The 23099-nt window shown below is 57.6% G+C and carries 16 protein-coding genes; 6 read left to right on the forward strand and 10 right to left on the reverse strand.

Features of this window, described 5'->3' with window-relative positions:
* Window positions 1-75: 75 nt before the first annotated feature.
* Together mfd and TU76_RS00975 are read left to right on the forward strand one after the other, a co-directional pair.
* Window positions 76-3525, forward strand: a complete 3450-nt coding sequence (gene mfd, locus TU76_RS00970; protein WP_048350872.1) for a transcription-repair coupling factor — start codon at window positions 76-78, stop codon at window positions 3523-3525.
* 11 nt (window positions 3526-3536) lie between these two features.
* Window positions 3537-6239, forward strand: a complete 2703-nt coding sequence (locus TU76_RS00975) for a DEAD/DEAH box helicase (protein ID WP_048350873.1) — start codon at window positions 3537-3539, stop codon at window positions 6237-6239.
* 219 nt (window positions 6240-6458) lie between these two features.
* On the opposite strand, the gene nagZ is transcribed toward TU76_RS00975, so the two are convergent.
* Both nagZ and TU76_RS00985 read right to left on the reverse strand, forming a co-directional pair.
* Window positions 6459-7457, reverse strand: a complete 999-nt coding sequence (gene nagZ / locus TU76_RS00980) for a beta-N-acetylhexosaminidase (protein ID WP_173667424.1) — start codon at window positions 7455-7457, stop codon at window positions 6459-6461.
* 181 nt (window positions 7458-7638) lie between these two features.
* On the reverse strand, window positions 7639-8346 hold the full coding sequence (locus TU76_RS00985) for a TetR/AcrR family transcriptional regulator (RefSeq protein WP_019827487.1): 708 nt from the start codon (window positions 8344-8346) through the stop codon (window positions 7639-7641).
* A gap of 260 nt (window positions 8347-8606) precedes the next feature.
* Between TU76_RS00985 and lexA the strand changes: the two genes are divergently transcribed.
* Both lexA and sulA read left to right on the forward strand, forming a co-directional pair.
* Window positions 8607-9215 (forward strand): transcriptional repressor LexA, encoded by a 609-nt coding sequence (lexA, locus tag TU76_RS00990; RefSeq protein ID WP_019827486.1) that lies wholly within the window; start codon window positions 8607-8609, stop codon window positions 9213-9215.
* A 10-nt stretch (window positions 9216-9225) separates the two neighbouring features.
* Window positions 9226-9699: an SOS-induced cell division inhibitor SulA gene (gene sulA, locus TU76_RS00995; protein WP_019827485.1), complete on the forward strand. Its 474-nt coding sequence runs from the start codon at window positions 9226-9228 to the stop codon at window positions 9697-9699.
* A 69-nt stretch (window positions 9700-9768) separates the two neighbouring features.
* Here the strand turns inward: sulA and TU76_RS01000 are convergent, their stop codons facing one another.
* The 7 genes from TU76_RS01000 to TU76_RS01030 all read right to left on the reverse strand — a co-directional run bounded on the left by TU76_RS01000 (window position 9769) and on the right by TU76_RS01030 (window position 18253).
* The gene (locus TU76_RS01000) at window positions 9769-10002 is read right to left on the reverse strand and encodes a hypothetical protein (RefSeq protein ID WP_019827484.1); all 234 of its coding nucleotides are present in this window, start codon (window positions 10000-10002) and stop codon (window positions 9769-9771) included.
* A 119-nt stretch (window positions 10003-10121) separates the two neighbouring features.
* A complete protein-coding gene (locus TU76_RS01005; RefSeq protein WP_046809673.1) occupies window positions 10122-10643 on the reverse strand; it encodes a DUF6586 family protein in 522 nt (173 codons plus the stop codon).
* A gap of 348 nt (window positions 10644-10991) precedes the next feature.
* Window positions 10992-13619, reverse strand: a complete 2628-nt coding sequence (gene topA, locus TU76_RS01010; RefSeq protein ID WP_048350874.1) for a type I DNA topoisomerase — start codon at window positions 13617-13619, stop codon at window positions 10992-10994.
* Window positions 13620-13733: 114 nt separating this feature from the next.
* A complete protein-coding gene (locus TU76_RS01015) occupies window positions 13734-13970 on the reverse strand; it encodes a DUF1653 domain-containing protein (protein ID WP_046809664.1) in 237 nt (78 codons plus the stop codon).
* A gap of 87 nt (window positions 13971-14057) precedes the next feature.
* Window positions 14058-15233 carry an acetyl-CoA C-acyltransferase FadA gene (fadA, locus tag TU76_RS01020; RefSeq protein WP_019827480.1) on the reverse strand — a complete coding sequence of 392 codons (1176 nt, stop codon included), beginning with the start codon at window positions 15231-15233 and terminating at the stop codon, window positions 14058-14060.
* Window positions 15234-15260: 27 nt separating this feature from the next.
* On the reverse strand, window positions 15261-17408 hold the full coding sequence (gene fadB / locus TU76_RS01025; protein ID WP_019827479.1) for a fatty acid oxidation complex subunit alpha FadB: 2148 nt from the start codon (window positions 17406-17408) through the stop codon (window positions 15261-15263).
* 407 nt (window positions 17409-17815) lie between these two features.
* Complete coding sequence (locus TU76_RS01030) at window positions 17816-18253, reverse strand: hypothetical protein (RefSeq protein WP_019827478.1); 438 nt, start codon at window positions 18251-18253, stop codon at window positions 17816-17818.
* A 103-nt stretch (window positions 18254-18356) separates the two neighbouring features.
* On the opposite strand from TU76_RS01030, the gene TU76_RS01035 reads away from it, so the two are divergent.
* Entirely contained in the window at window positions 18357-18797 is a 441-nt protein-coding gene (locus TU76_RS01035) for a universal stress protein (protein WP_019827477.1), read from the forward strand.
* Window positions 18798-18874: 77 nt separating this feature from the next.
* Here TU76_RS01035 and TU76_RS01040 read toward each other — a convergent pair whose 3' ends face one another.
* Window positions 18875-20791 carry an ATP-binding cassette domain-containing protein gene (locus tag TU76_RS01040; RefSeq protein ID WP_046809661.1) on the reverse strand — a complete coding sequence of 639 codons (1917 nt, stop codon included), beginning with the start codon at window positions 20789-20791 and terminating at the stop codon, window positions 18875-18877.
* 215 nt (window positions 20792-21006) lie between these two features.
* On the opposite strand from TU76_RS01040, the gene TU76_RS01045 reads away from it, so the two are divergent.
* Window positions 21007-22935, forward strand: coding sequence for a transglycosylase SLT domain-containing protein (locus TU76_RS01045; protein WP_048350875.1), 1929 nt, complete (start codon window positions 21007-21009; stop codon window positions 22933-22935).
* Window positions 22936-23099: the final 164 nt, after the last annotated feature.

A 23099-nucleotide genomic window follows, 5' to 3' on the forward strand; every position in this document is an offset into this window, starting at 1 on the left:
GACGGCAACTGACAGCCAGCCCCTAGGCCCGTTACAATTGCCGACTTTGTCGCAACGCTTGGAGCTCAACCTTCCGTGCCCGTCCTGCGTCTACCGAAACTCCCTGCTACGGCAGGTAAACAGCACTGGAGCAACTTGCCCGGTGCCGCCCTGAGCCTTGCAATTGCCGAGGCCGCCAGCGCCGCCAAGCGCTTCACCCTGCTCCTGACCGCCGACAGCCAAAGCGCCGAACGCCTTGAGCAAGAGCTGAGGTTTTTCGCGCCCCAGTTACCGGTGCTGCACTTTCCCGACTGGGAAACCCTGCCCTACGATCTGTTCTCGCCGCACCAGGACATCATCTCCCAGCGTATCGCCAGCCTGTACCGGCTACCGGAGCTGAGTCATGGCGTTTTGGTAGTGCCGATTACCACCGCCCTACATCGCCTTGCACCGACCAAATTTTTGCTCGGCAGCAGCCTGGTGCTGGATATCGGCCAGAAGCTGGACGTCGACCAGATGCGCACCCGGCTTGAGGCCAGTGGTTATCGCTGCGTTGACACCGTCTACGAGCATGGTGAGTTTGCGGTGCGCGGCGCCCTGATCGACCTGTTCCCGATGGGCAGCAAGCTGCCGTACCGGATCGACCTGTTCGACGACGAAATCGAGACCCTGCGCACCTTCGACCCGGAAAACCAGCGCTCGATCGACAAGGTCGAATCGGTAAGGCTGCTGCCCGCTCGCGAGTTCCCGTTACAAAAAGACGCCGTAACCCGCTTCAAGGCCCGCTTCCGGGAACGCTTTGATGTCGACTTCCGTCGGTGCCCGATCTTTCAGGATCTGACCAGCGGAATTACACCTGCAGGCATCGAGTACTACCTGCCGCTGTTTTTCGATGAAACCTCGACCCTGTTCGATTATCTGCCGGCCGACACCCAGGTGTTCTCGCTGCCAGGTATTGAGCAGGCGGCCGAGAACTTCTGGTCTGACGTGCGCAATCGTTACGAAGAACGCCGCGTCGACCCCTCGCGCCCGCTGTTACCGCCAGCCGAGCTGTTTCTGCCGGTTGAAGACTGTTTCGCCCGCCTGAAAAGCTGGCCGCGCGTGGTCGCAAGCCAAGATGACGTAGATACCGGCAGCAGTCGTGAACGCTTCCCCGCACAACCGCTGCCCAACCTGGCAATTGAAGCCAAGGCCAATCAGCCACTGGCTGCCTTGTCCGGGTTTCTTGAGCAGTTTGATGGCCGTGTGCTGTTTACCGCCGAATCGGCCGGTCGCCGCGAAGTGCTCCTCGAGTTGCTTGAGCGCCTGAAACTGCGCCCAAAAACCGTCGATAGCTGGCCCGATTTCGTCACCAGCAAACATCGCCTGGCAATCACCATTGCCCCGCTGGACGAAGGCCTGTTGCTGGACGACCCGGCACTGGCACTGATTGCCGAAAGCCCGTTGTTCGGCCAGCGGGTGATGCAGCGCAGGCGTCGTGAGAAACGCGCCGATGCCAACAACGATGCCGTCATCAAGAACCTCACCGAATTGCGCGAAGGCGCACCCGTTGTCCACATTGACCACGGTGTCGGTCGCTATCAGGGCCTGGCGACGCTGGAAGTCGACAATCAGGTGGCCGAATTCCTGACCCTTGAATACGCCGAGGGCGCCAAGCTTTATGTACCGGTGGCCAATCTGCATCTCATCGCCCGCTACACCGGCAGCGATGATGAACTGGCACCGCTGCACCGCCTTGGTTCGGAAACCTGGCAAAAGGCCAAGCGCAAAGCTGCCGAGCAAGTGCGTGATGTGGCCGCCGAACTGCTCGATATCTACGCTCGCCGCGCCGCCCGCGAAGGTCATGCATTTGCGGACCCGAAAGCCGATTACGCGACCTTCAGTGCCGGCTTCCCGTTTGAAGAAACCCCGGACCAGCAAACCACCATCGAAGCCGTGCGCGCCGACATGCTGTCGCCCAAGCCGATGGACCGCCTGGTGTGTGGCGACGTGGGCTTCGGCAAAACCGAAGTGGCCATGCGCGCAGCCTTCATTGCCGTGCATGGCGGTCGTCAGGTCGCAATTCTGGTCCCCACCACCCTGCTCGCCCAACAGCACTACAACAGCTTCCGCGACCGTTTTGCCGACTGGCCGGTAACCGTTGAGGTGATGAGCCGCTTCAAGTCGGCCAAAGAGATCAATGCCGCCGTGGCCGACCTGGCCGAAGGCAAGATCGACATCGTGATCGGCACCCACAAGTTGCTGCAAGACGACGTCAAAATCAAAAACCTTGGCCTGGTGATCATCGACGAAGAGCACCGCTTCGGGGTTCGCCAGAAAGAACAGCTCAAGGCCCTGCGCAGTGAAGTCGATATTCTGACCCTTACCGCAACGCCTATCCCGCGCACGTTGAACATGGCGGTGTCGGGCATGCGCGACCTGTCGATCATCGCCACGCCACCGGCACGCCGGTTGTCGGTGCGCACCTTCGTCATGGAGCAGAACAAAAGCACGGTTAAAGAGGCGTTGCTGCGTGAACTGCTGCGCGGCGGGCAGGTTTACTACCTGCACAACGATGTTAAAACCATCGAAAAATGCGCCGCAGACCTGGCCGAACTGGTACCGGAGGCGCGGATCGGCATCGGCCACGGGCAGATGCGCGAACGCGAACTCGAACAGGTGATGAGCGACTTCTATCACAAGCGATTCAACGTGCTGATCGCCTCGACCATTATCGAGACCGGCATCGACGTGCCGAGCGCCAACACCATCATCATCGAGCGCGCCGACAAATTCGGCCTGGCACAATTGCACCAGCTGCGCGGCCGCGTGGGGCGCAGTCACCACCAGGCTTACGCTTACTTGCTAACCCCCCCTCGCCAGCAAATCACAGGGGATGCGCAAAAACGTCTCGAAGCCATCGCCAACACCCAGGATCTGGGGGCAGGCTTTGTCCTGGCCACCAACGACCTCGAGATCCGTGGTGCAGGTGAGCTGCTGGGTGACGGCCAAAGCGGCCAGATCCAGGCCGTTGGGTTTACCCTGTACATGGAAATGCTCGAACGGGCGGTCAAGTCGATTCGCAAGGGCGAGCAACCGAACCTCGACCAACCGTTGGGTGGAGGTCCGGAAATCAACTTGCGGGTGCCCGCACTGATTCCCGAGGCGTATCTGCCAGATGTGCATACCCGCCTGATTCTCTACAAGCGCATTGCCTCGGCCACCGACGAAGAAGGCCTCAAGGACTTGCAAGTCGAGATGATCGACCGCTTTGGCCTGCTTCCAGAACCCACCAAGAACCTGGTACGCATCACCCTGCTCAAATTGCAGGCCGAGCAGTTGGGAATCAAAAAGGTCGATGCTGGCCCACAAGGCGGGCGAATCGAATTTGCAGCAGACACACCGGTTGATCCGATGGTGCTGATCAAACTGATCCAAGGCCAACCCAACCGCTACAAATTCGAAGGTGCAACCCTGTTCAAGTTCATGGTGCCAATGGAACGCCCGGAAGAACGCTTCAATAACATTGAGGCGCTGTTTGAGCGTCTGACGCCGAAGTCTTCCTAAATGAACTACCCATGACCCTGAGCCAGAAACCCCGGCTGACCAAGCCGCTCGCACCGACCTGGACCAGCCGCTTCAAAGAGCAAAGCCTTGAGCGTGGCCGCCGCTACGCGAAGGAAAACCGCGTCAGGATCGTCCAGATCGGCGACAGCATGATCACCGCCAGCTGCCAGGGCTCAGGCGAAAACACCTACCGTCAGACCATACACCTGCGTGAATCCGCCAAAGGCACATTGCTTTTGGTGGACGCCACCTGCACCTGTCCGGTACGCACCCATTGCAAGCACACCGCTGCCGTCTTACTGAAGATTGAAGAAACCTTGAACTACCCCGCCGCCGCTCAAGATGCCGAGCTTCTGGAAAAGCTCCAGGCCGTACTCGACTCACGTCGCCCCAACAACTTGCCAGAACTTCAAGTCGACGATGTAAAGCCGGTGCCACGCCTGTGGCTGGCCAGCGCCGAGTTCAGCGCCTTCGAGCCGCGCAACGGCAAGATGCAACGCTACATCCAGCACCGCGCCGCACTGTCGTTCAACTACCTGGACCAGTACGTCAGCGGGCAAAAAAACACCGACATCCTGCTGCGCCAGGAACAGCAGACCCTGCGGATCAAGCGCCATCCAGACCTGGAAAACCTCTATCGCGAGCAATTGCGCAGCCTTGGCTTCAAAATTGCCACCCGTCAGAGCAAAGCGCTGCCCGAAAGCGCGGGCGAGTTGTTTGAACTGGTCAATGACAGTGCCTGGCTGAATTTCACTCTTAACCAGATGCAAGGCCTGCGCGAACAAGGCTGGGAGCTGCAGATCGATGAGGGTTTCGGCTTTGACCTGACCCCGGTCGAAGACTGGTATGCCAATGTCGATGAGGCGCCTGAGCGCGACTGGTTCGACCTGGAGCTGGGGATTATCGTCAACGGCCGGCACTTGAGCCTGCTACCGATACTGCTGAACCTGATGCGCTCCCACAGCGATATCCTCAATCCCGAGAAACTCGCCCGACGCCGGGATGACGAACTGATTCTGGTGAATATCCCGGCCAACCCTGCCAGCAACCATGGCCCGCTGCAGGTTGCCCTGCCTTACGGACGGCTTAAACCGGTACTGGCTACTCTGGACGAGTTCTACCTGGGCGAGCCGGATGCCACCTCGCTGCGAATCAAAAGCGCTGATGCACCGCGCCTCAACGCACTCGATGCCCTGCCCTTGCGCTGGGAAGGTGGCGAGCAGATTCGCGGCTTTGCCCAGCGCCTGCGCGACATCAAAGACTTTAGCGTAGAGGCCCCTGAAGGGCTCAATGCCAACCTGCGCCCCTACCAGCTTGAAGGCCTGAGCTGGATGCAGTCGTTACGCCAGCTCGAGGTGGGCGGCGTACTGGCCGACGACATGGGACTGGGTAAAACCCTGCAGACACTGGCGCATATTTTGTGCGAAAAGAATGCCGGCCGCCTGGATCTCCCGGCCATGGTGGTGATGCCCACCAGCCTGATCCCCAACTGGCTGGACGAGGCTGCGCACTTCACCCCGCAGCTCAAGGTGCTGGCGTTGTTTGGCGCCACCCGCAAAAAACACTTTGCACACCTCGCTGACTACGACGTAATCCTGACCACCTATGCCCTGTTGCCCAAGGACATCGAGCATCTGGTCAAACAGCCCTTGCACCTGCTGGTACTGGACGAAGCGCAGTACATCAAGAACCCTGGCAGCAAGGCTACCCAGGCTGCGTGCGAACTGATTGCGCGGCAACGCCTGTGCCTGAGCGGCACCCCCCTGGAAAACCACCTGGGAGAACTGTGGTCACTGTTTCACTTCCTGCTCCCTGGCTGGTTGGGCGACGTTAAAACCTTTAACCGCGATTACCGCATCCCCATCGAGCGCCAGGGCAGCAACGAGCGCCTGCAGCACCTCAATGCACGCATCAAGCCGTTTTTACTGCGCCGCACCAAGGAACAGGTCGCTACCGAACTACCACCCAAGACCGAGATCATTCATTGGGTTGAGCTTAACGAGGCGCAGCGCGATGTATACGAAACCATGCGCCTTGCGATGGACAAAAAAGTGCGCGACGAAATCACCCGTAAAGGTGTCGGGCGCAGCCAGATTATTATCCTTGAGGCGCTGCTAAAACTGCGTCAGGTGTGCTGCGACCTGCGCCTGGTCAGCGACACCCCGCCGAAAAAGGGCAGTACTTCCGGCAAGCTCGACAGCTTGATGCTGATGCTCGAAGAACTGTTTGCCGAAGGTCGACGCATCTTGCTGTTTTCACAGTTCACCTCGATGCTCAGCCTGATCGAAATCGAACTGAAAAAACGCAAGGTTCGTTACGCCATCCTGACGGGGCAAACCCGTGACCGGCGCACCCCGGTCAAAGACTTCCAGAGCGGCACGCTGCAGATATTTCTCATCAGCCTCAAGGCGGGTGGTGTCGGCTTGAACCTCACCGAGGCCGACACAGTGATTCACTACGACCCGTGGTGGAACCCGGCGGCTGAAAACCAGGCCACTGACCGCGCCTACCGCATTGGCCAGGAAAAACCGGTGTTTGTGTACAAGATGATTGCCCGCGGCACCGTGGAAGAGAAAATCCAGCACTTGCAGCAGGAAAAGTCGGATTTGGCAGCAGGCGTTCTTGACGGACGAGTCGCTGGCGACTGGAAGCTTCAGGACGACGACATCGATGCGCTGTTTGCGCCGCTGCCGCCCAAAACAGAGAAGCGCTGAGACATCCAAATTCTTGATTAACCGCAGGAGCTGGCTTGGCTGCCACTCAGGCAGCGCGGTCTTTCGCGCTGATGCCATCGCGAGCAAGCCCGCTCCCACGGGCGTTGGGGTACTTGCGAAATCTGAGGTCGGGCTCGATTTCTGTGGGAGCTGGCATGCCTGCGATTCAGGCGATACGGTCTTTCTGCTTCGCCAAGCGTCAAAGCGGCATCGATGTGCTCAATCTATTAATTGAGCATCCTTGAGCGCACCCATCGCCACCAGCCAGCGCGGACTCTGACGATAATCGGTGCTCGCCCAGGCCTGACCGCGCATGCGCGCAATCCTTGGCGAAGGGCTGACCTTCAATCGCTGAGCGGCGCTGAGTGCTAGCTCTGCTGCAGCGCGGTCGTTGCACACCAGCCCCATGTCGCAACCGGCTGACAATGCAGCTTCAATGCGGCTAGCGGCATCACCCACCACATGCGCACCGGCCATCGACAGGTCGTCACTGAAGATCACGCCGTCAAACTGAAGCTCGCCGCGCAAAATATCTTGCAACCAGCGACGTGAGAATCCGGCTGGTTGGCTGTCCACTTGCGGATAAATCACGTGCGCCGGCATGACGGCAGCCAGATGCTTGCTCAAGCGGGCAAATGGCACGAGGTCATGGGCGCGAATCTGCTCAAGGCTGCGCTCATCAGTAGGAATGGCAACGTGGGAATCAGCCTCGGCCCATCCGTGACCCGGGAAGTGCTTACCGGTCGCCGCCATGCCTGCGTCGTTCATTCCGCGAATAAAAGCCCCGGCCAATGTGGCTGCGCGCTCAGGGTCGCCCTCGAACGAACGACTGCCGACCACAGCACTGCGCTGGTAGTCCAGATCCAGTACCGGGGCAAAGCTCAAGTCCAGCCCTACGGCCAGTACTTCAGTGGCCATGATCCATCCACACTGCTCAGCCAAGTACTCGGCGTTGGGGTTGTCGGCAATGGCACGCATCGCTGGCAGACGCACGAAACCCTGACGTAGACGCTGAACCCGGCCGCCTTCCTGATCGACCGCCAACAGCAGGTCGGGACGCAGCGCACGAATCGAGGCGCTCAACTCACGCACCTGGCGCGGGTGCTCGATATTGCGTGCAAAGATGATCAACCCGCCCACTTCAGGCTGGCGAAGTAATTGCCGATCTTCAGCCGTCAGCCAAGTACCGGCGACGTCCACCATCAAGGAGCCTTGCAAGGCAGAACTCATGGGAAATCCTTTAAAAAGAGAGCGTTCATTACCCCGCCCGGATCCTCAGGCATGCGCCTGCGCGCCGCACTCCAGAGAGGCGGCGACGAATCGACAGACGGGAATAAGTCAGGGCTGGGCATGGCAACTAGCTTAGCGGAACAAAGCAGCCGCGCACACCCGCAGCAGGTCAAACCTTGGCGGTCACCGCAGGGGTTTTACTGCGCGGACGAAGCTGGGCACTGGCCATTGCAGAATCAGTGACGCCGCTTTGCGCACGCATGCCTGCCGCGAGAAATGGCACCATCAGGCGCATCACCTGCTCGATCGAGGTATTGACACCGAAATCAGTCTCGGCGATGGCACGTAGCGCCTTGATCCCGGACATGCTGAAGGCCGCAGCACCCAACATGAAGTGCACACGCCAGAACAACTCGAGAGGCGGGATTTGCGGGGCCGCTTCGTTGACCAGCAACATATAGCGGCGGAAAACCTTGCCGTACATGTCTTCAAGATAGCGACGCAAGTGACCTTGGCTCTGACTGAATGCCAACCCCAGCAAGCGCATGAAAATCGACAGGTCATTACCACTGCGCGGCTGAATCACCAGCGCCTGCTCGACCAGCATTTCCAGTAACTCTTCAAGGCTGGGACGGTTCTCGGGTTTGGCCTGGCGACGCTCGAGTTCGCGATCCAGGTTGGCGCAAAAAGGCCCCAGAAAGCGCGAAAACACAGCCTGAATCAGCGCCTTTTTAGAACCAAAATGGTAATTGACCGCCGCAAGATTAACCCCGGCTTTGCTGGTAATCAGCCGCAATGAGGTTTCGGCAAACCCTTTTTCCGCGAACAGCTGCTCGGCAGCATCAAGGATACGTTCAACGGTTTCCGACTGTGCCATGACTACTCCGCCTGACAAACATTTAAACACTTGTTTGAAACATACGTTTCAGCTTGTAAAAAGTCAAGATCACGTATTCGCTTTAGGACCGAGCAGTTCTGCATTTAACCACAGCCTCGGCCAGCAAGGCCCCACCTGATAAAGTACGGGCCGCCCAACGTGTTAATGACCGTCCAGCGGACTGCTGGAAATGGATGATTGCCAATAAGCCTTCACTGTATATAATCCCAGTCACTGTATAAAAAGACAGAGCGATCAACATGCTAAAACTGACGCCACGCCAAGCTGAGATCCTGGCCTTCATCAAGCGATGCCTGGATGACAACGGATACCCGCCCACCCGTGCCGAGATCGCACAGGAGCTGGGCTTCAAATCCCCCAATGCCGCCGAAGAACACCTCAAGGCTCTTGCCCGCAAGGGTGCGATCGAGATGACCCCCGGCGCCTCGCGCGGCATTCGCATTCCTGGCTTCGAAGCCAAGTCTGACGAATCAACCCTGCCCATTATTGGCCGAGTGGCTGCTGGCGCCCCGATTCTTGCGCTGGAGCACGTCGAAGAGTCATGCAACATCAACCCGACCTTCTTCCACCCTCGAGCCGACTACTTGCTGCGGGTACAAGGCATGAGCATGAAGGATGTCGGCATCTTTGATGGCGATTTACTTGCTGTGCATACCTGTCGCGAAGCCCGTAACGGCCAGATTGTCGTGGCCCGTATCGACGACGAAGTGACAGTCAAACGCTTCAAGCGTGAAGGCAACAAGGTATGGCTAATCGCCGAGAACCCTGAATTCGCCCCGATTGAAGTCAACCTCAAAGACCAGGAACTGGTCATTGAAGGCTTGAGTGTCGGCGTCATTCGCCGCTAAAGGAGGCTTCATGCAGTTCCCACATACACCGCTGCCAGCACAACTCACCCTGTTCGAGGCGTTCATGGCACAACCCATGACACCCGCGATCAAGGACGTGCTCGATTCCCCCTGGAGCGCCGAGCCTGAAGTGTTCAGCGAACTGTCGCTACGCGGTGCCGCCGGAAACTGCCTGAACCTGCTTGCTCCTATGCTGCGCGAACTGAGCGAGCATCAAAATGCCCGTTGGCTGACGCTGATTGCACCGCCTGCGAGCCTGACCCAAAGCTGGTTACGCGACGCAGGATTGAATCGCGAACGTATTCTTTTGCTGCAACCCAACGGCAATAAAAGCGCCTTGCAACTGACCTGCGAAGCGCTGCGGCTGGGACGTAGCCACACCGTGGTGAGCTGGATCAACCCACTGACCAGCGCTGCGCGCCATCAACTGATCAGCGCAGCACGCACCGGCAACGGGCAGAGCTTGAATATTCGCTTGGGTTAAACCGTTGATGCCGCCACAGGGCCAGTGCAGAACGCACTCGCCTGGCTGTGGCGCAGCAGTCAGGGGCGCTTAGTGAAGAATGCGTGGCCCATCGTCTTTTTCGAGCTCGCCTTCGGCCAGTCGGCCCGCCATTTGTACGCCAACGCTAAGCATGGCTTTCGCCACCTCTACGTGTTGCCCCTGAAGAAAGGCCTTGGCATCTTCAGAAAAATTCAGCGTTACCAAAGTCCCTTCGTCCTCAGCTCGGCGCAACTCGATACGGCCGTCTGGCAACTCGACAATTTCTAGAAAAGACGTTGGCATATAAATTTGTTCTCCACGAAAGCGCGGGAGTATATCAGCCATCCCGTGGAAATTTCCCAGGATCTGTAGCGCTTTCGCTGACAGACTGATGAATGACTGTACCGTTTCGGTTTAGACCCTTAGCACTCATTGAGTCCATCACGGAACCGAATGGCCAGCCTTTTCAAGTTCTGACGCCACTCTTCCAGTGTGTCGCGACTCAACTCCTGGGTTGCCTCATCCTCCAGATTGACCGCAACGATCAAGGGCTGGAACACATCCGCCTTAATCTTTTTTGGCGCCTGTAGCGGCTGATACAGGGCCGCGTGGGTCGCAACCAGTTGCGCCAGCCATGTCTGCGGCGCCTGCGCCAGCTCAACCAACTCTGCCAACTCAGGAATGGCCTTCTCGTCCAGCACTTGCTGGGTGAGCAGCAACTCGACTCGAGGCGCACTGGCCTGTGACAACCGATAAAAGCCTGCTATCTCGTGACACAAGCCAAGCAGCGCCCCATACAAATGAAAGACCGCGGATTCGCGCTCAGCCTGAACCAACGCCTGAGCATTCATGGCACGACCGTCAGCCGCCATGTTCATGGCCTCAAGGGCCAGGCCAGCGAAATAGATCTTCTGATTGGTGCGGGTATAAAGTTCGTGAGCCATGCGGGCGCTCCACAGCAAATGAGTGATGGCAGTTTGTGCAGTCTCAGGGATCAGGCGGTGCTGGCGCAAGCGTCGCACATATGTCTCGTAGCAGCTGCCGAGGAACGAAGGCTGCGTTCGAGCGCGAAGCGGTCGCAAAACTGGAGCATGCGGTCTTTCAGGTGGACAGCGGCATCTGGTTAGACGACGACTTCGTCGCCGAACGCAGCCTCGTTCCTTCGGCAGCTGCTACGAGGAATGGCCCTCCCCCCGTTCAATCCGTAAAAGAATATTCACGGGCGCTTCTGCCAAAAAAAACCGCGCAAGGCATAACCCTTGCGCGGTTTTTTATTCAGCGTTCAGTTCAGATCAAGCGTCTTTTTCTTTACGCTTGTCTTCAACCTTCCAGCTCTTACCGTCGTAGAACGCACGCCAGCCAGTCGGCTTGCCTTCAACTTCAGTCTGCACGTACTGCTCTTTGGTTTTGCGACTGTAGCGAATCACCGCAGGACGCCCATCAGGGTCTTTCTTCGGCGCTTCACACAGGAAGTGATACTTGGGATCGATCTCGTCCTTGTGCGGCACAATTTCGATCACCAACGGAGCACGGGTCTCACGGTTTTTCGGAAATTGGCTCGCGGCCAGGAACAACCCTGAAGCACCGTCACGCAGGATATACGTGTCGTTAACCTTCTCGCATTTAAGCTCCGGCATTTTCACCGGGTCCATTTTCGGCGGTGCGGCTTCACCACTCTTCAGCAATTTACGGGTGTTTTTACACTCGGCGTTGGTGCAACCGAAGAACTTGCCGAAGCGGCCGGTTTTTAGCTGCATCTCGCTGCCGCACTTGTCGCACTCCAGGCTCGGACCTTCATAGCCCTTGATACGGTAGTTGCCTTCTTCAATTTCATAGCCGACGCAATCCGGATTGTTACCGCAGATGTGCAGCTTGTGCTTCTCATCCAGCAGGTAAGCATCCATGGCCGTGCTGCAAATCGGGCAACGGTGCTTGCCCAACAACACCAGCGATTCGGACTCGCCTTCATCGTCCGCTGCGATTTCGTCGCCTGGCACCAGATTGACCGTGGCCTTGCAACGCTCTTTAGGCGGCAGGCTGTAACCCGAGCACCCCAGGAACACGCCAGTCGAAGCCGTGCGAATCTGCATTGGACGACCACATTCTTTACACGGAATATCAGTCATCACAGGCTGATTGGCACGCATCCCGCCATCCGGCGCAGCGGCTACTTCGAGCTTTTTCTTGAAGTCGCCGTAGAACTCGTCCAGCACGTTTTTCCAGTCACGCTCGCCTTGCGCCACGTCATCGAGGTTCTCTTCCATGCCGGCAGTGAAGCCGTAGTCCATCAGATCAGAGAAACTCTCGGACAAGCGCTCGGTGACGATATCGCCCATTTTTTCGGAGTAGAAGCGGCGGTTATGCAGCGCCACGTAACCACGATCCTGAATAGTCGAAATGATCGCTGCATAGGTCGATGGGCGACCAATACCGCGCTTTTCCATCTCTTTTACCAGGCTGGCTTCGGAGTAACGCGCAGGTGGCTTGGTGAAATGCTGGCTTGGATCAAGCTCGATCAGTTTCAGCACATCGCCCTGTGCCATATCTGGCAGTACGTCGTCGTCGCCCGGCTTGGCAATTTGTGGCATCACGCGGGTGTAACCGTCGAATTTCAGGATGCGGCCCTTGGCTCGCAGCTCAAAATCGCCAGCCGCGACGCTGACGGTGGTCGACAGGTATTTGGCAGGCAGCATCTGACAAGCCACGAACTGGCGCCAGATAAGCTCATAAAGGCGCTCAGCGTCGCGCTCCATGCCCGACAGCTTGCTTGGGTGCATGTTTACATCTGAAGGACGAATCGCTTCGTGAGCCTCCTGTGCACCCTCCTTGCTGCTATACACGTTCGGGGCCGGCGGCAGGTAGTCTGCGCCGAACTCACCTTCAATGTAGGTGCGCGCCATCTCGACGGCATCGGCCGACAGATTGGTGGAGTCGGTACGCATGTACGTGATGTAGCCCGCTTCATACAAGCGCTGAGCCATCATCATGGTTTTCTTCACCCCGTACCCCAGGCGATTGCTCGCGGCCTGTTGCAGGGTGGAGGTAATGAATGGCGCCGACGGCTTGCTGCTGGTCGGTTTGTCTTCACGCTTGACGATGCTGTAATTGGAAGCCTTGAGCTTCTCCAGCGCAGCCATGGCCTGAGCTTCGTTCAGCGGCTTGAACGCCTCGCCTTTTTCACGGGCGACGTCGAAACGCACTTTGGCGCCCTTGGCAGTGCCAAGGTCGGCGTGAATTTCCCAGTACTCTTCAGGGTTAAAGGCACGAATTTCGCGCTCACGCTCAACCACCAGCTTTACGGCTACTGATTGCACACGGCCTGCCGACAGGCCACGGGCAACTTTTGCCCACAGCAGTGGCGAAACCATGTAGCCCACCACGCGATCGAGGAAACGACGCGCCTGCTGGGCGTTGACGCGGTTGATATCCAGTTCGCCAGGCCTGGAGAAAGCTTCCTGAATCGCCTTCTTGGTGATTTCGTTGAACACCACGCGCTTGTAGCGGCTGTCATCACCGCCGATGGCTTCGCGCAGGTGCCAGGCAATGGCTTCTCCCTCGCGATCCAAGTCGGTTGCGAGATAGATGGTGTCAGCATCCTTGGCAAGCCGGCGCAGCTCTTCGATGACCTTTTCCTTGCCGGGCAGGATCTCGTACTTGGCTTTCCAGCCATGTTCGGGATCGACGCCCATGCGCGAGATCAGCTGCTTTTGAGCCTTCTCTTTTGGCGACAGGGCCGGCGCTTCGCCTGCCGCTGCCTTGCCACGCTTGGCAGCCGGTTCTTTGCTGGCGCTAGCCGAACCGCTGGTGGGCAGGTCTCGGATATGGCCGATACTCGACTTCACCACGTACTCGTTACCCAAGTACTTGTTGATGGTCTTGGCCTTAGCCGGGGATTCCACAATGACCAGCGATTTGCCCATGGATCAGAAAATTCCTGAATTCTAGAAGTGAAAGGCGGTTCGCGCCTGACGCGGCACCGCTATATATAGTGGCTACAAGGTGAGGTCAAGCACAGGGTTCTGCACGACCTTGCCTTATAGCCGGGAAAAAAGGCTGGGTTCGGCCTGAATCAAGGCAAATCGCGGGACGTGTTCGCCCTCAACGATGACTGACTCCAGGAACATGCTCAGCGGGCGCACCCAAAAGCCGTAATCGCCATACAGGGCTTGGTAGAACACCACATCCTCTTCGGTTTCAGAGTGGCGAGCCACACTGAATACCCGATATTGAGGACCTTTGTAGTGCTGATAGAGCCCAGGTTGTAGCGGCATGTTACGGACCCTCTGCAAAATAAAAAAATAAACACGCTTAAAAACAAAAACCGGGGCACAAGGCCCCGGCTTCCATCAACGCAACGCTTAGACGCGTTCGAAGACGGTGGCAATGCCCTGGCCAAGACCAATGCACATGGTGGACAACCCAAAAGTGCCGCCATTTTGCTTCATTACATTGAGCAACGTGCCGGAGATACGAGCACCTGAGCATCCAAATGGGTGACCCAGTGCGATGGCACCGCCGTGCAGGTTAACCTTCTCATTCATCTTGTCGAGCACTTTCAAATCTTTCAGCACTGGCAGGGCCTGTGCGGCGAAAGCTTCGTTGAGCTCAATGAAGTCGATATCGGCCATATTCAACCCTGCACGCTTCAACGCTTTTTGCGTAGCCGGTACTGGACCATAGCCCATGATTGCAGGATCCACACCCGCGACCGCCATCGAACGAATCACTGCCAACGGCTCAAGACCCAGGTCTTTTGCGCGCTGGGCAGACATCACGATCATGCATGACGCACCATCGGTGATTTGCGAGGAAGTACCCGCTGTCACAGTGCCCCCCTTCGGGTTGAACGCAGGCTTGAGTGCTGCCAGGCTTTCCAGGGTCGTTTCCGGACGAATGGTTTCGTCGTAGTCGAACATCTTCAGGAAGCCATTTTCGTCATACCCCTGCATCGGGATGATTTCGTCCTTGAACTTGCCTTCAATCGTCGCCTTGTGCGCGAGCTGGTGAGAACGCACAGCAAATGCATCCTGCTGCTCACGGGTGATGCCATGCATCTTGCCCAGCATTTCAGCGGTCAAACCCATCATGCCCGAGGCTTTTGCCGCGTACAGCGACATGTGCGGGTTAGGGTCGACGCCGTGCATCATGCTCACGTGCCCCATGTGCTCGACGCCACCGACCACGAATACGTCACCATTACCGGTCATGATCGCTTGCGCAGCAGTGTGCAGGGCGCTCATGGACGAGCCGCACAGGCGGCTCACGGTCTGTGCTGCGGAGGTGTGCGGGATCTGAGTCATCAGCGACGCCATGCGCGCGATGTTCCAGCCTTGTTCCAGGGTCTGGTTCACACAGCCCCAGATCACGTCTTCCACTTCGCCCGGGTCAACCTTGTTGTTGCGCTCCAGCACTTTGCTGATCAGGTGCGCAGACATGTCTTCGGCACGGGTGTTGCGGTGCATGCCACCCTTGGAGCGGCCCATCGGGGTGCGACCGAAGTCTACAATCACCACGTCTCTAGGATTCAAGCTCATAATTTCACTCTCACTCTAATGGGGCGCTTAACCGAAGAAGCTCTGGCCGTTTTTGGCCATCTCACGCAGCTTCGCAGTCGGGTGGTACAGCGCGCCCAGTTCAGCGTACTGATCAGCCAGTGCTACAAACTCTGCAACACCGATCGAATCGATGTAACGCAGGGCGCCGCCACGGAACAGCGGGAAGCCGATGCCATAGACCAGGCCCATGTCGGCTTCGGCTGCGGTTTCAACAATGCCGTCTTCCAGGCAACGCACGGTTTCAAGACACAACGGGATCATCATCCAGTTGATGATGTCTTCATCGGTCACGTCGCGTTGTTCGTAAACGATAGGCTTGAGGACTTCAAGCACACTCGAATCAACGACTTTCTTCTGCTTGCCGCGCTTGTCTTCTTCGTAGGCGTAGAAGCCCTTGCCGTTCTTCTGACCCAGGCGCTTGGCCTCGTACAGAGCGTCAATCGCTGAACGACGATCGTCTTTCATGCGATCCGGAAAGCCTTCAGCCATAACGTCGCGACCATGGTGGCCGGTGTCGATGCCGACCACGTCCATCAGGTACGCCGGGCCCATTGGCCAGCCGAATTTTTCCATGACCTTGTCGATACGTACGAAGTCGACACCGGCACTGACCAGTCGGGCGAAACCGCCGAAGTAAGGGAACAGCACGCGGTTGACCAGGAAGCCCGGGCAGTCGTTGACCACGATCGGGTTTTTGCCCATTTTCTTGGCGTAAGCAACGGTAGTTGCAACAGCCAGGTCGCTGGACTTTTCGCCACGAATCACTTCAACCAGCGGCATCATGTGCACCGGGTTGAAGAAGTGCATGCCGACGAAGTTTTCCGGACGCTTAAGGGCCTTGGCCAACAGGCTGATGGAAATGGTCGAGGTGTTGGAAGCCAGAATGGCGTCTTCGCGAACGTGGTTTTCCACTTCCGCCAGAACAGCCTGTTTGACCTTCGGATTTTCGACTACCGCTTCGACCACCAGGTCAACGTTACCGAAATCGCCGTAAGACAAAGTAGGACGAATGCCGTTCAGCACTTCGGCCATTTTCGCCGGGGTCATGCGACCTTTATCAACGCGACCCACCAGCAACTTGGCGGCTTCTGCAAGCCCCTGTTCGATGCCGTGCTCGTTGATGTCTTTCATCAGGATCGGCGTACCTTTGGAGGCCGACTGATAGGCAATACCGCCACCCATGATACCTGCGCCCAGAACGGCCGCCTGCTTCACGTCTTTGGCGATCTTGTCGTAGATCTTGGCTTTTTTCTTCAGCTCCTGATCATTCAGGAACAAGCCGATCAAGCATTGCGAAGCCGAGGTCTTGGCCAGCTTGGCGAAACCTGCAGCTTCCACCTCCAGTGCCTTGTCACGACCGAAGTTCGCGGCTTTCTGGATGGTCTTGATCGCTTCAACCGGGGCCGGGTAGTTCGGACCGGCCTGACCGGCAACAAAACCTTTGGCGGTTTCGAAAGCCATCATTTGTTCGATTGCGTTCAGCTTGAGCTTTTCAAGCTTGGGTTGGCGCTTGGCCTTGTAATCCAGCTCGCCACTGATGGCGCGCTTGATCAGGTCCAGCGCAGCAGCGCCCAGCTTGTCAGCCGTCACCACAGCATCAACGGCGCTCACTTTCAACGCGTCTTCTGCGCGGTTTTCCTTTCCGGAGGCAATCCACTCAACAGCGTTATCAACGCCGATCAGACGAGGAAGACGTACCGTGCCGCCAAAGCCCGGGTAGATGCCCAGCTTGACTTCTGGCAAACCAATTTTGGCGCTGTCAGCCATGACCCGGAAGTCAGCAGCCAGACACATCTCCAGACCACCGCCCAGTGCGATGCCATTGATGGCCGCGACGGTAGGAACGTTGAGGTCTTCGAAGTCACTGAAGATCTTGTTGGCTTCGAGGTTGCCTGCTATCAGCTCGGCGTCCGGCAACTTGAAGTTTTCGACGAACTCGGTGATGTCGGCGCCCACGATAAAGACGTCTTTACCACTGGAAACGATGACACCCTTGATCGAAGCATCTGCCTTGATCGCATCCACTGCCTGACGCAATTCGTTCAGGGTTAGACGGTTGAATTTGTTGACGGACTCACCCTTGAGGTCGAACTTCAGTTCGACGATGCCACTTTCAAGAGCCGTAACCGTGATGGCTTTACCTTCGTAAATCATCAACTGATCTCCAGGATATGGAAGCTGAACAGTACACGTCGCACGCCTGCGTCTGGCTGCCATTGACCTTTGCGTCAAGGTTGATGCCAATCCGCCAGACACACCCGCAAACGCGATATTCGGGGTTGGAAATGAGAGCCGTCTTACATGACAAACACTCAATTCATACGCCCGTTTGATTTGGGTGTCGACACCTTCACGGAAAAGCGATCGATTGTCAATTGTCCAAAACAATGATGACAAAACGACCCGGCAGTCAGTTTAGACACCTGCGGTTCGAGTGCTCGAAACCATTGAAGCGCCATTCAGGTGAAAATTGTGGGAGCGGGCTTGCTCGCGATTAAGACGACGCGGTTTGTCCGCCACACCACGCCGATCCCATCGCGAGCAAGCGCGCTCCACAAAGGTCATGCCAGCGCCTTGAGCACCTCATCAATCGCCTTCAGCACCTGGGCCTCGCCCTTCTCGCCCCACACCAGCACAATCATTTGTGCATCAGCCTCAACTTTATAGACGTTGGCTGGCAACTTTTTGAACTGCGCGAGCAGGCGCTCATCCTCACATTCTTCCTGCCAACGATTGAGCCATTTTCCAGGTGCCGATTGCCAATAGCACCAAACATCAGGTTTAGTACTGCGGCGCGGGCGATGGTACTGCGCGCAGGAACCGGGCGGCTGCGGCTCAAGCCAGTACGGCCACTCCTGAGGCGCCAGCTGCATGGACAAACCAATGCGCCGTGCCTCCATGCGCAAATCCATACGCCCGCTCTGCCCCCGCGAAGGCCTCAGCCAGGCCAAGGGACTCAGAACCAGTGCCAGGATTGACACCACTATCCATACCGTCATATCTGTACTCTCATTACGTGATAAACGAGTGACCCAGACTTGAACCAAGGCTCTGGAAAAGGGCCATACTCATAACTAATCGCCATCTACAGGAGCACCCCACATGCCCTACGAACATATTTTGGTCGCTGTCGACCTGACCGACGAGTGCGACCCCGTGATCAATCGCGCGAGTGAAAGCGCCAAGGCCAACGGTGCCAAACTGTCACTGATACACATCGTCGAACCGATGGCGATGGCGTTTGGTGGCGACGTGCCCATGGACCTCTCGCAACTGCAGCAGCAACAGTTCGATCAGGCCAAGGAGCGGCTTGAGCGCTTGATCGCCAAGTACCCGCAACTGCACAAGGATTACTGCCACCTGAACTACGGTCAGCCACGCCAGGAAATCCATGCACTGGCCAAAGCACAAAAATGCGACCTGATCGTGGTCGGCAGCCACGGCCGTCACGGCCTCGCACTTTTGCTGGGCTCTACCGCCAACGACGTTCTACATGGTGCTCCGTGCGACGTACTGGCTGTCAGCCTGAAAAAACCTGATTAAGTTTATCTGTATGTAACAACAAAAAAGCCCGGCACCTTGTGAAAGGGCCGGGCTTTTTCAGTTCAGCACTCGATCAATCAGGCATCCAGCTCAGCCCAGCGCTCAACCAGTTGCTCAAGCTCAGCTTGCAACGTTTCGAGCCTGGCAATAACTTCAGCCGTTTTAGCAGCTGGCAACAGATAAAAACCTGCATCAGCCATCTCTGCTTCAACCGCAGCAATTGCCTGCTCTTTCGCGTCGATATCTGCCGGCAACGATTCCAGCTCACGCTGCAATTTGTAGCTCAGCTTCTTTTTCGCGGCGGGAGCAGCCTGCGCTGCGACTGGAGCAGGTGCAGCCTCGACCACGGCAGAGTTCAAGTCGGCCTTGCCGGACTTGCTCTCGGTCACGCCCAGCAGGCGCGGCGAACCGCCCTGACGCAGCCAGTCCTGATAGCCACCTACGTATTCGCGAACCTTGCCTTCGCCCTGGAAAACCAGGGTGCTGGTTACCACGTTGTCGAGGAATGCCCGGTCGTGACTGACCATCAGCACGGTGCCCTTGAAGGTCAGCAAGACCTCTTCGAGCAGCTCCAGGGTTTCAACGTCCAGGTCGTTGGTAGGCTCATCGAGCACCAGCAGGTTGGCTGGCTTGCTGAACAGCTTGGCCAGCAACAGACGCGCACGCTCACCACCCGACAGCGCCTTGACCGGCGTGCGGGCACGTTGAGGGCTGAACAGGAAGTCACCCAGGTAGCTGAGTACGTGGCGGCTCTGACCGTCGATATCGATAAAGTCGCGGCCTTCAGCCACGTTATCGATTACGGTTTTTTCCAGATCCAGCTGATGACGCAACTGATCGAAGTAAGCCACGTCGATGCGTGTACCTTCCTCAACCGTACCCTCGGTCGGTACCAGGCCACCCAGCATCAGCTTGAGCAGCGTGGTTTTACCTGTACCGTTGGCACCCAGCAGACCGATACGGTCGCCACGCTGGAGCACCATCGAGAAGTCCTTGAGCAGGAACGGGCCACCCGGGTGAGCAAAGCTGACGTTTTCCAGCACCATCACTTGCTTGCCGGACTTGTCTGCCGTATCCAGCTGGATGTTGGCCTTGCCAGTACGCTCGCGACGCTCGCTGCGCTCTACACGCAACTCTTTAAGGGCGCGTACACGACCTTCGTTACGGGTTCGACGGGCCTTGATGCCCTGGCGGATCCACACTTCTTCCTGGGCCAGTCGCTTGTCAAACAGCGCGTTGGCAGTTTCTTCAGCTGCCAGGGTGGCTTCCTTATGGACCAGGAAGCTGGCGTAGTCACCGTTCCAGTCGATCAGGCCGCCACGGTCCAGTTCCAGAATCCGGGTGGCCAGATTTTGCAGGAATGAACGGTCGTGGGTAATAAACAGAACCGCGCCCTGGAAGTCCTTCAGGGCCTCTTCCAGCCACGCGATTGCGCCGATGTCCAAGTGGTTGGTCGGTTCGTCGAGCAGCAGCAAGTCCGGTTCGGAAACCAGTGCTTGCGCCAGCAGGACGCGACGACGCCAGCCGCCAGACAATTCGGCGAGCGTTTTATCGGCAGGCAACTGCAGACGGCTCAGGGTGCTGTCTACCAATTGCTGCAAGCGCCAGCCATCGCGGGCTTCAAGGTCTTGCTGAACATGCATCAGCTTGTCCAGGTCAGCATCGGTCACGATGTTCTGGCTCAGATGATGGTACTGCGCCAGCAACTCGCCAACACCGTCCAGACCTTCGGCCACAACGTCGAACACGGTCCGCTCGTCGGCTACCGGCAACTCTTGCGGCAATTCGCCAATCTTGAGGCCGGGCGCGCGCCAAACAGAGCCGTCATCGGGTTTTTGATCACCTTTAACCAGCTTCATCATGCTGGACTTGCCGGTACCGTTGCGGCCGATGATGCACACCCGCTCTCCACGGGCGATCTGCCAGGACACCTTGTCCAACAACGGCATAGAGCCGAAAGCAAGGGACACATCGCTGAATTTGAGCAGGGTCATGAGCTTCTCCAAAAACTGGGCGCGTATTCTACCTGATTTGAACCCCCTGGCGGCCGGGTATTTCGTGTACGCAGTCCACTTACCTTCTTTTACCGCCAAGTTGTGCCGGTTAGTCGACCGGGCTTTCACGTGCTGCTGGCAAAAGGCTAAGCTAGGAAATAATCAGTGCAGACAACACCTGTGCTCGTCGCGTTTTTTATCAGTACGGAAGCCTCATGCGCAGTCGTCTCTTCAACTTTTTATCCTGCCTGCTTCTCACCAGCTGTGCCGTGCAAGCCGCCCATGGCGCAGACCTTACTCAACAACGCCAACTCTACGACCAGGCCAAGAGCGCCTTGGCCAAAGGTAACTCCGGGCCTTATTTTCAAAATGCCGCGGCTCTGCGCAGCTATCCGCTGACGCCCTATCTCGCCTATGACGAACTGACCGCCCGCCTGAAGTCAGCCAGTAACACCGAAATTGAGCAGTTTTTGGCCGACCACGGCGACCTGCCTCAAGCCAACTGGATGAAACTGCGCTGGCTGCGCTGGCTGGCAGACCGTGGCGACTGGGCTACCTTCGCCAAGTATTACGACCCAAAACTCAATTTCACCGAGCTGGACTGCCTCAACGGCCAATATGAGCTGCAACACAACCGCAAGGCAGAAGGCTATGACAACGCCGAAAAACTGTGGCTGGTGGGTAAAGCGCAGCCAGCTGCATGCGACGCGCTGTTCAGCCAATGGGCCGCCGAAGGCCAGTTGACCGAGCAAAAACGCTGGCAGCGGGTCAAGCTGGCAGCCGAAGCTCGCAATTACGCATTGGCGACCTCTCTGGCCAATGGCCTCACCACGCTGGGCCCACAGGCCAAGCTGATGATTGATGTGGCGCAAAAACCCGACATGCTGAGCCAGCCTTCACGTTTTGCGCCAGCCAGCGAAGCCATGTCTGACGCCGTAGGCCTGGGGCTGCGCCGCCTGGCCCGGCAAGACCCGGAAAAAGCCGCGTCACTGCTCGACACCTACGCCACCAACATGCATTTCTCACGCGACGAAAAAGTCGCCATCGCCCGGGAAATCGGTCTGACATTCGCCCGCCGCTACGACAGTCGCGGCCTGGATATCATGACCAAATATGACCCGGAGCTTCGGGACAACACCGTCACCGAATGGCGCCTGCGCCTGCTGCTGCGTCTGGGCCGTTGGGAAGACGCCTACCAGTTGACCCGCAAACTGCCCCAGGACCTGGCGACCACCAGCCGCTGGCGCTACTGGCAGGCCCGCAGCCTTGAGTTGGCCGAACCGAAAAACCCGCAAGCGCTGGCCCTGTTCAAAAAAGTCGCCAATGAGCGTGATTTTTACGGTTTCCTGGCCGCAGACCGTGCCCAGACCCCTTACCAGCTCAACAACCGGCCCCTGATGCTGAGCCCGCAACTGATCAAAAAAGTGCGCAACACTCCGGGTGTCCAGCGCGCACTGGAGTTCCATGATCGCGGGCAAATCGTCGATGGTCGTCGCGAGTGGTACTACGTCAGCCGTCTGTTCAGCCGCGATGAAATGGTCGCCCAGGCCAAGCTTGCCTACGACCTTAGGTGGTACTTCCCGGCTATTCGAACCATCAGTCAGGCACAGTATTGGGATGATCTGGATATTCGCTTCCCAATGGCCCACCGCGACACATTGGTACGTGAAGCCAAGGTTCGTGGCTTGCACTCAAGCTGGGTATTCGCCATTACTCGTCAGGAAAGTGCCTTTATGGACGACGCCCGATCCGGTGTAGGCGCCAGCGGGCTGATGCAGTTGATGCCAGCCACTGCCAAAGAGACGGCGCGTAAATTCAATATCCCGTTGGCGTCCCCGCAGCAAGTGCTGAACCCCGACAAAAATATCCAGCTGGGCGCGGCTTACCTGAGCCAGGTGCATGGCCAGTTCAACGGTAATCGGGTACTGGCTTCAGCGGCTTACAACGCAGGGCCAGGCCGCGTTCGCCAGTGGCTCAAGGGCGCCAACCATCTGGGCTTTGATGTCTGGATCGAAAGCATCCCTTTCGACGAAACTCGCCAGTACGTACAGAACGTGCTGTCTTATTCGGTGATCTACGGGCAGAAGCTCAACGCGCCACAACCCGTAGTCGACTGGCATGAACGGTTTTTTGATGATCAGTAATACATAGATCCCGTAGCAGCTGCCGAAGGAACGAGGCTGCGTCCGAGCGCGAAGCGGTCGTAAAACCAGATTACGCGGTTATTCTGTTAAATCGCGCAATCTGGTTTTACGACGACTACGTCGCCGGACGCAGCCTCGTTCCTTCGGCAGCTGCTACGAGGTTT

Source organism: Pseudomonas psychrophila, assembly GCF_001043005.1.
GTDB lineage: Bacteria > Pseudomonadota > Gammaproteobacteria > Pseudomonadales > Pseudomonadaceae > Aquipseudomonas > Aquipseudomonas psychrophila.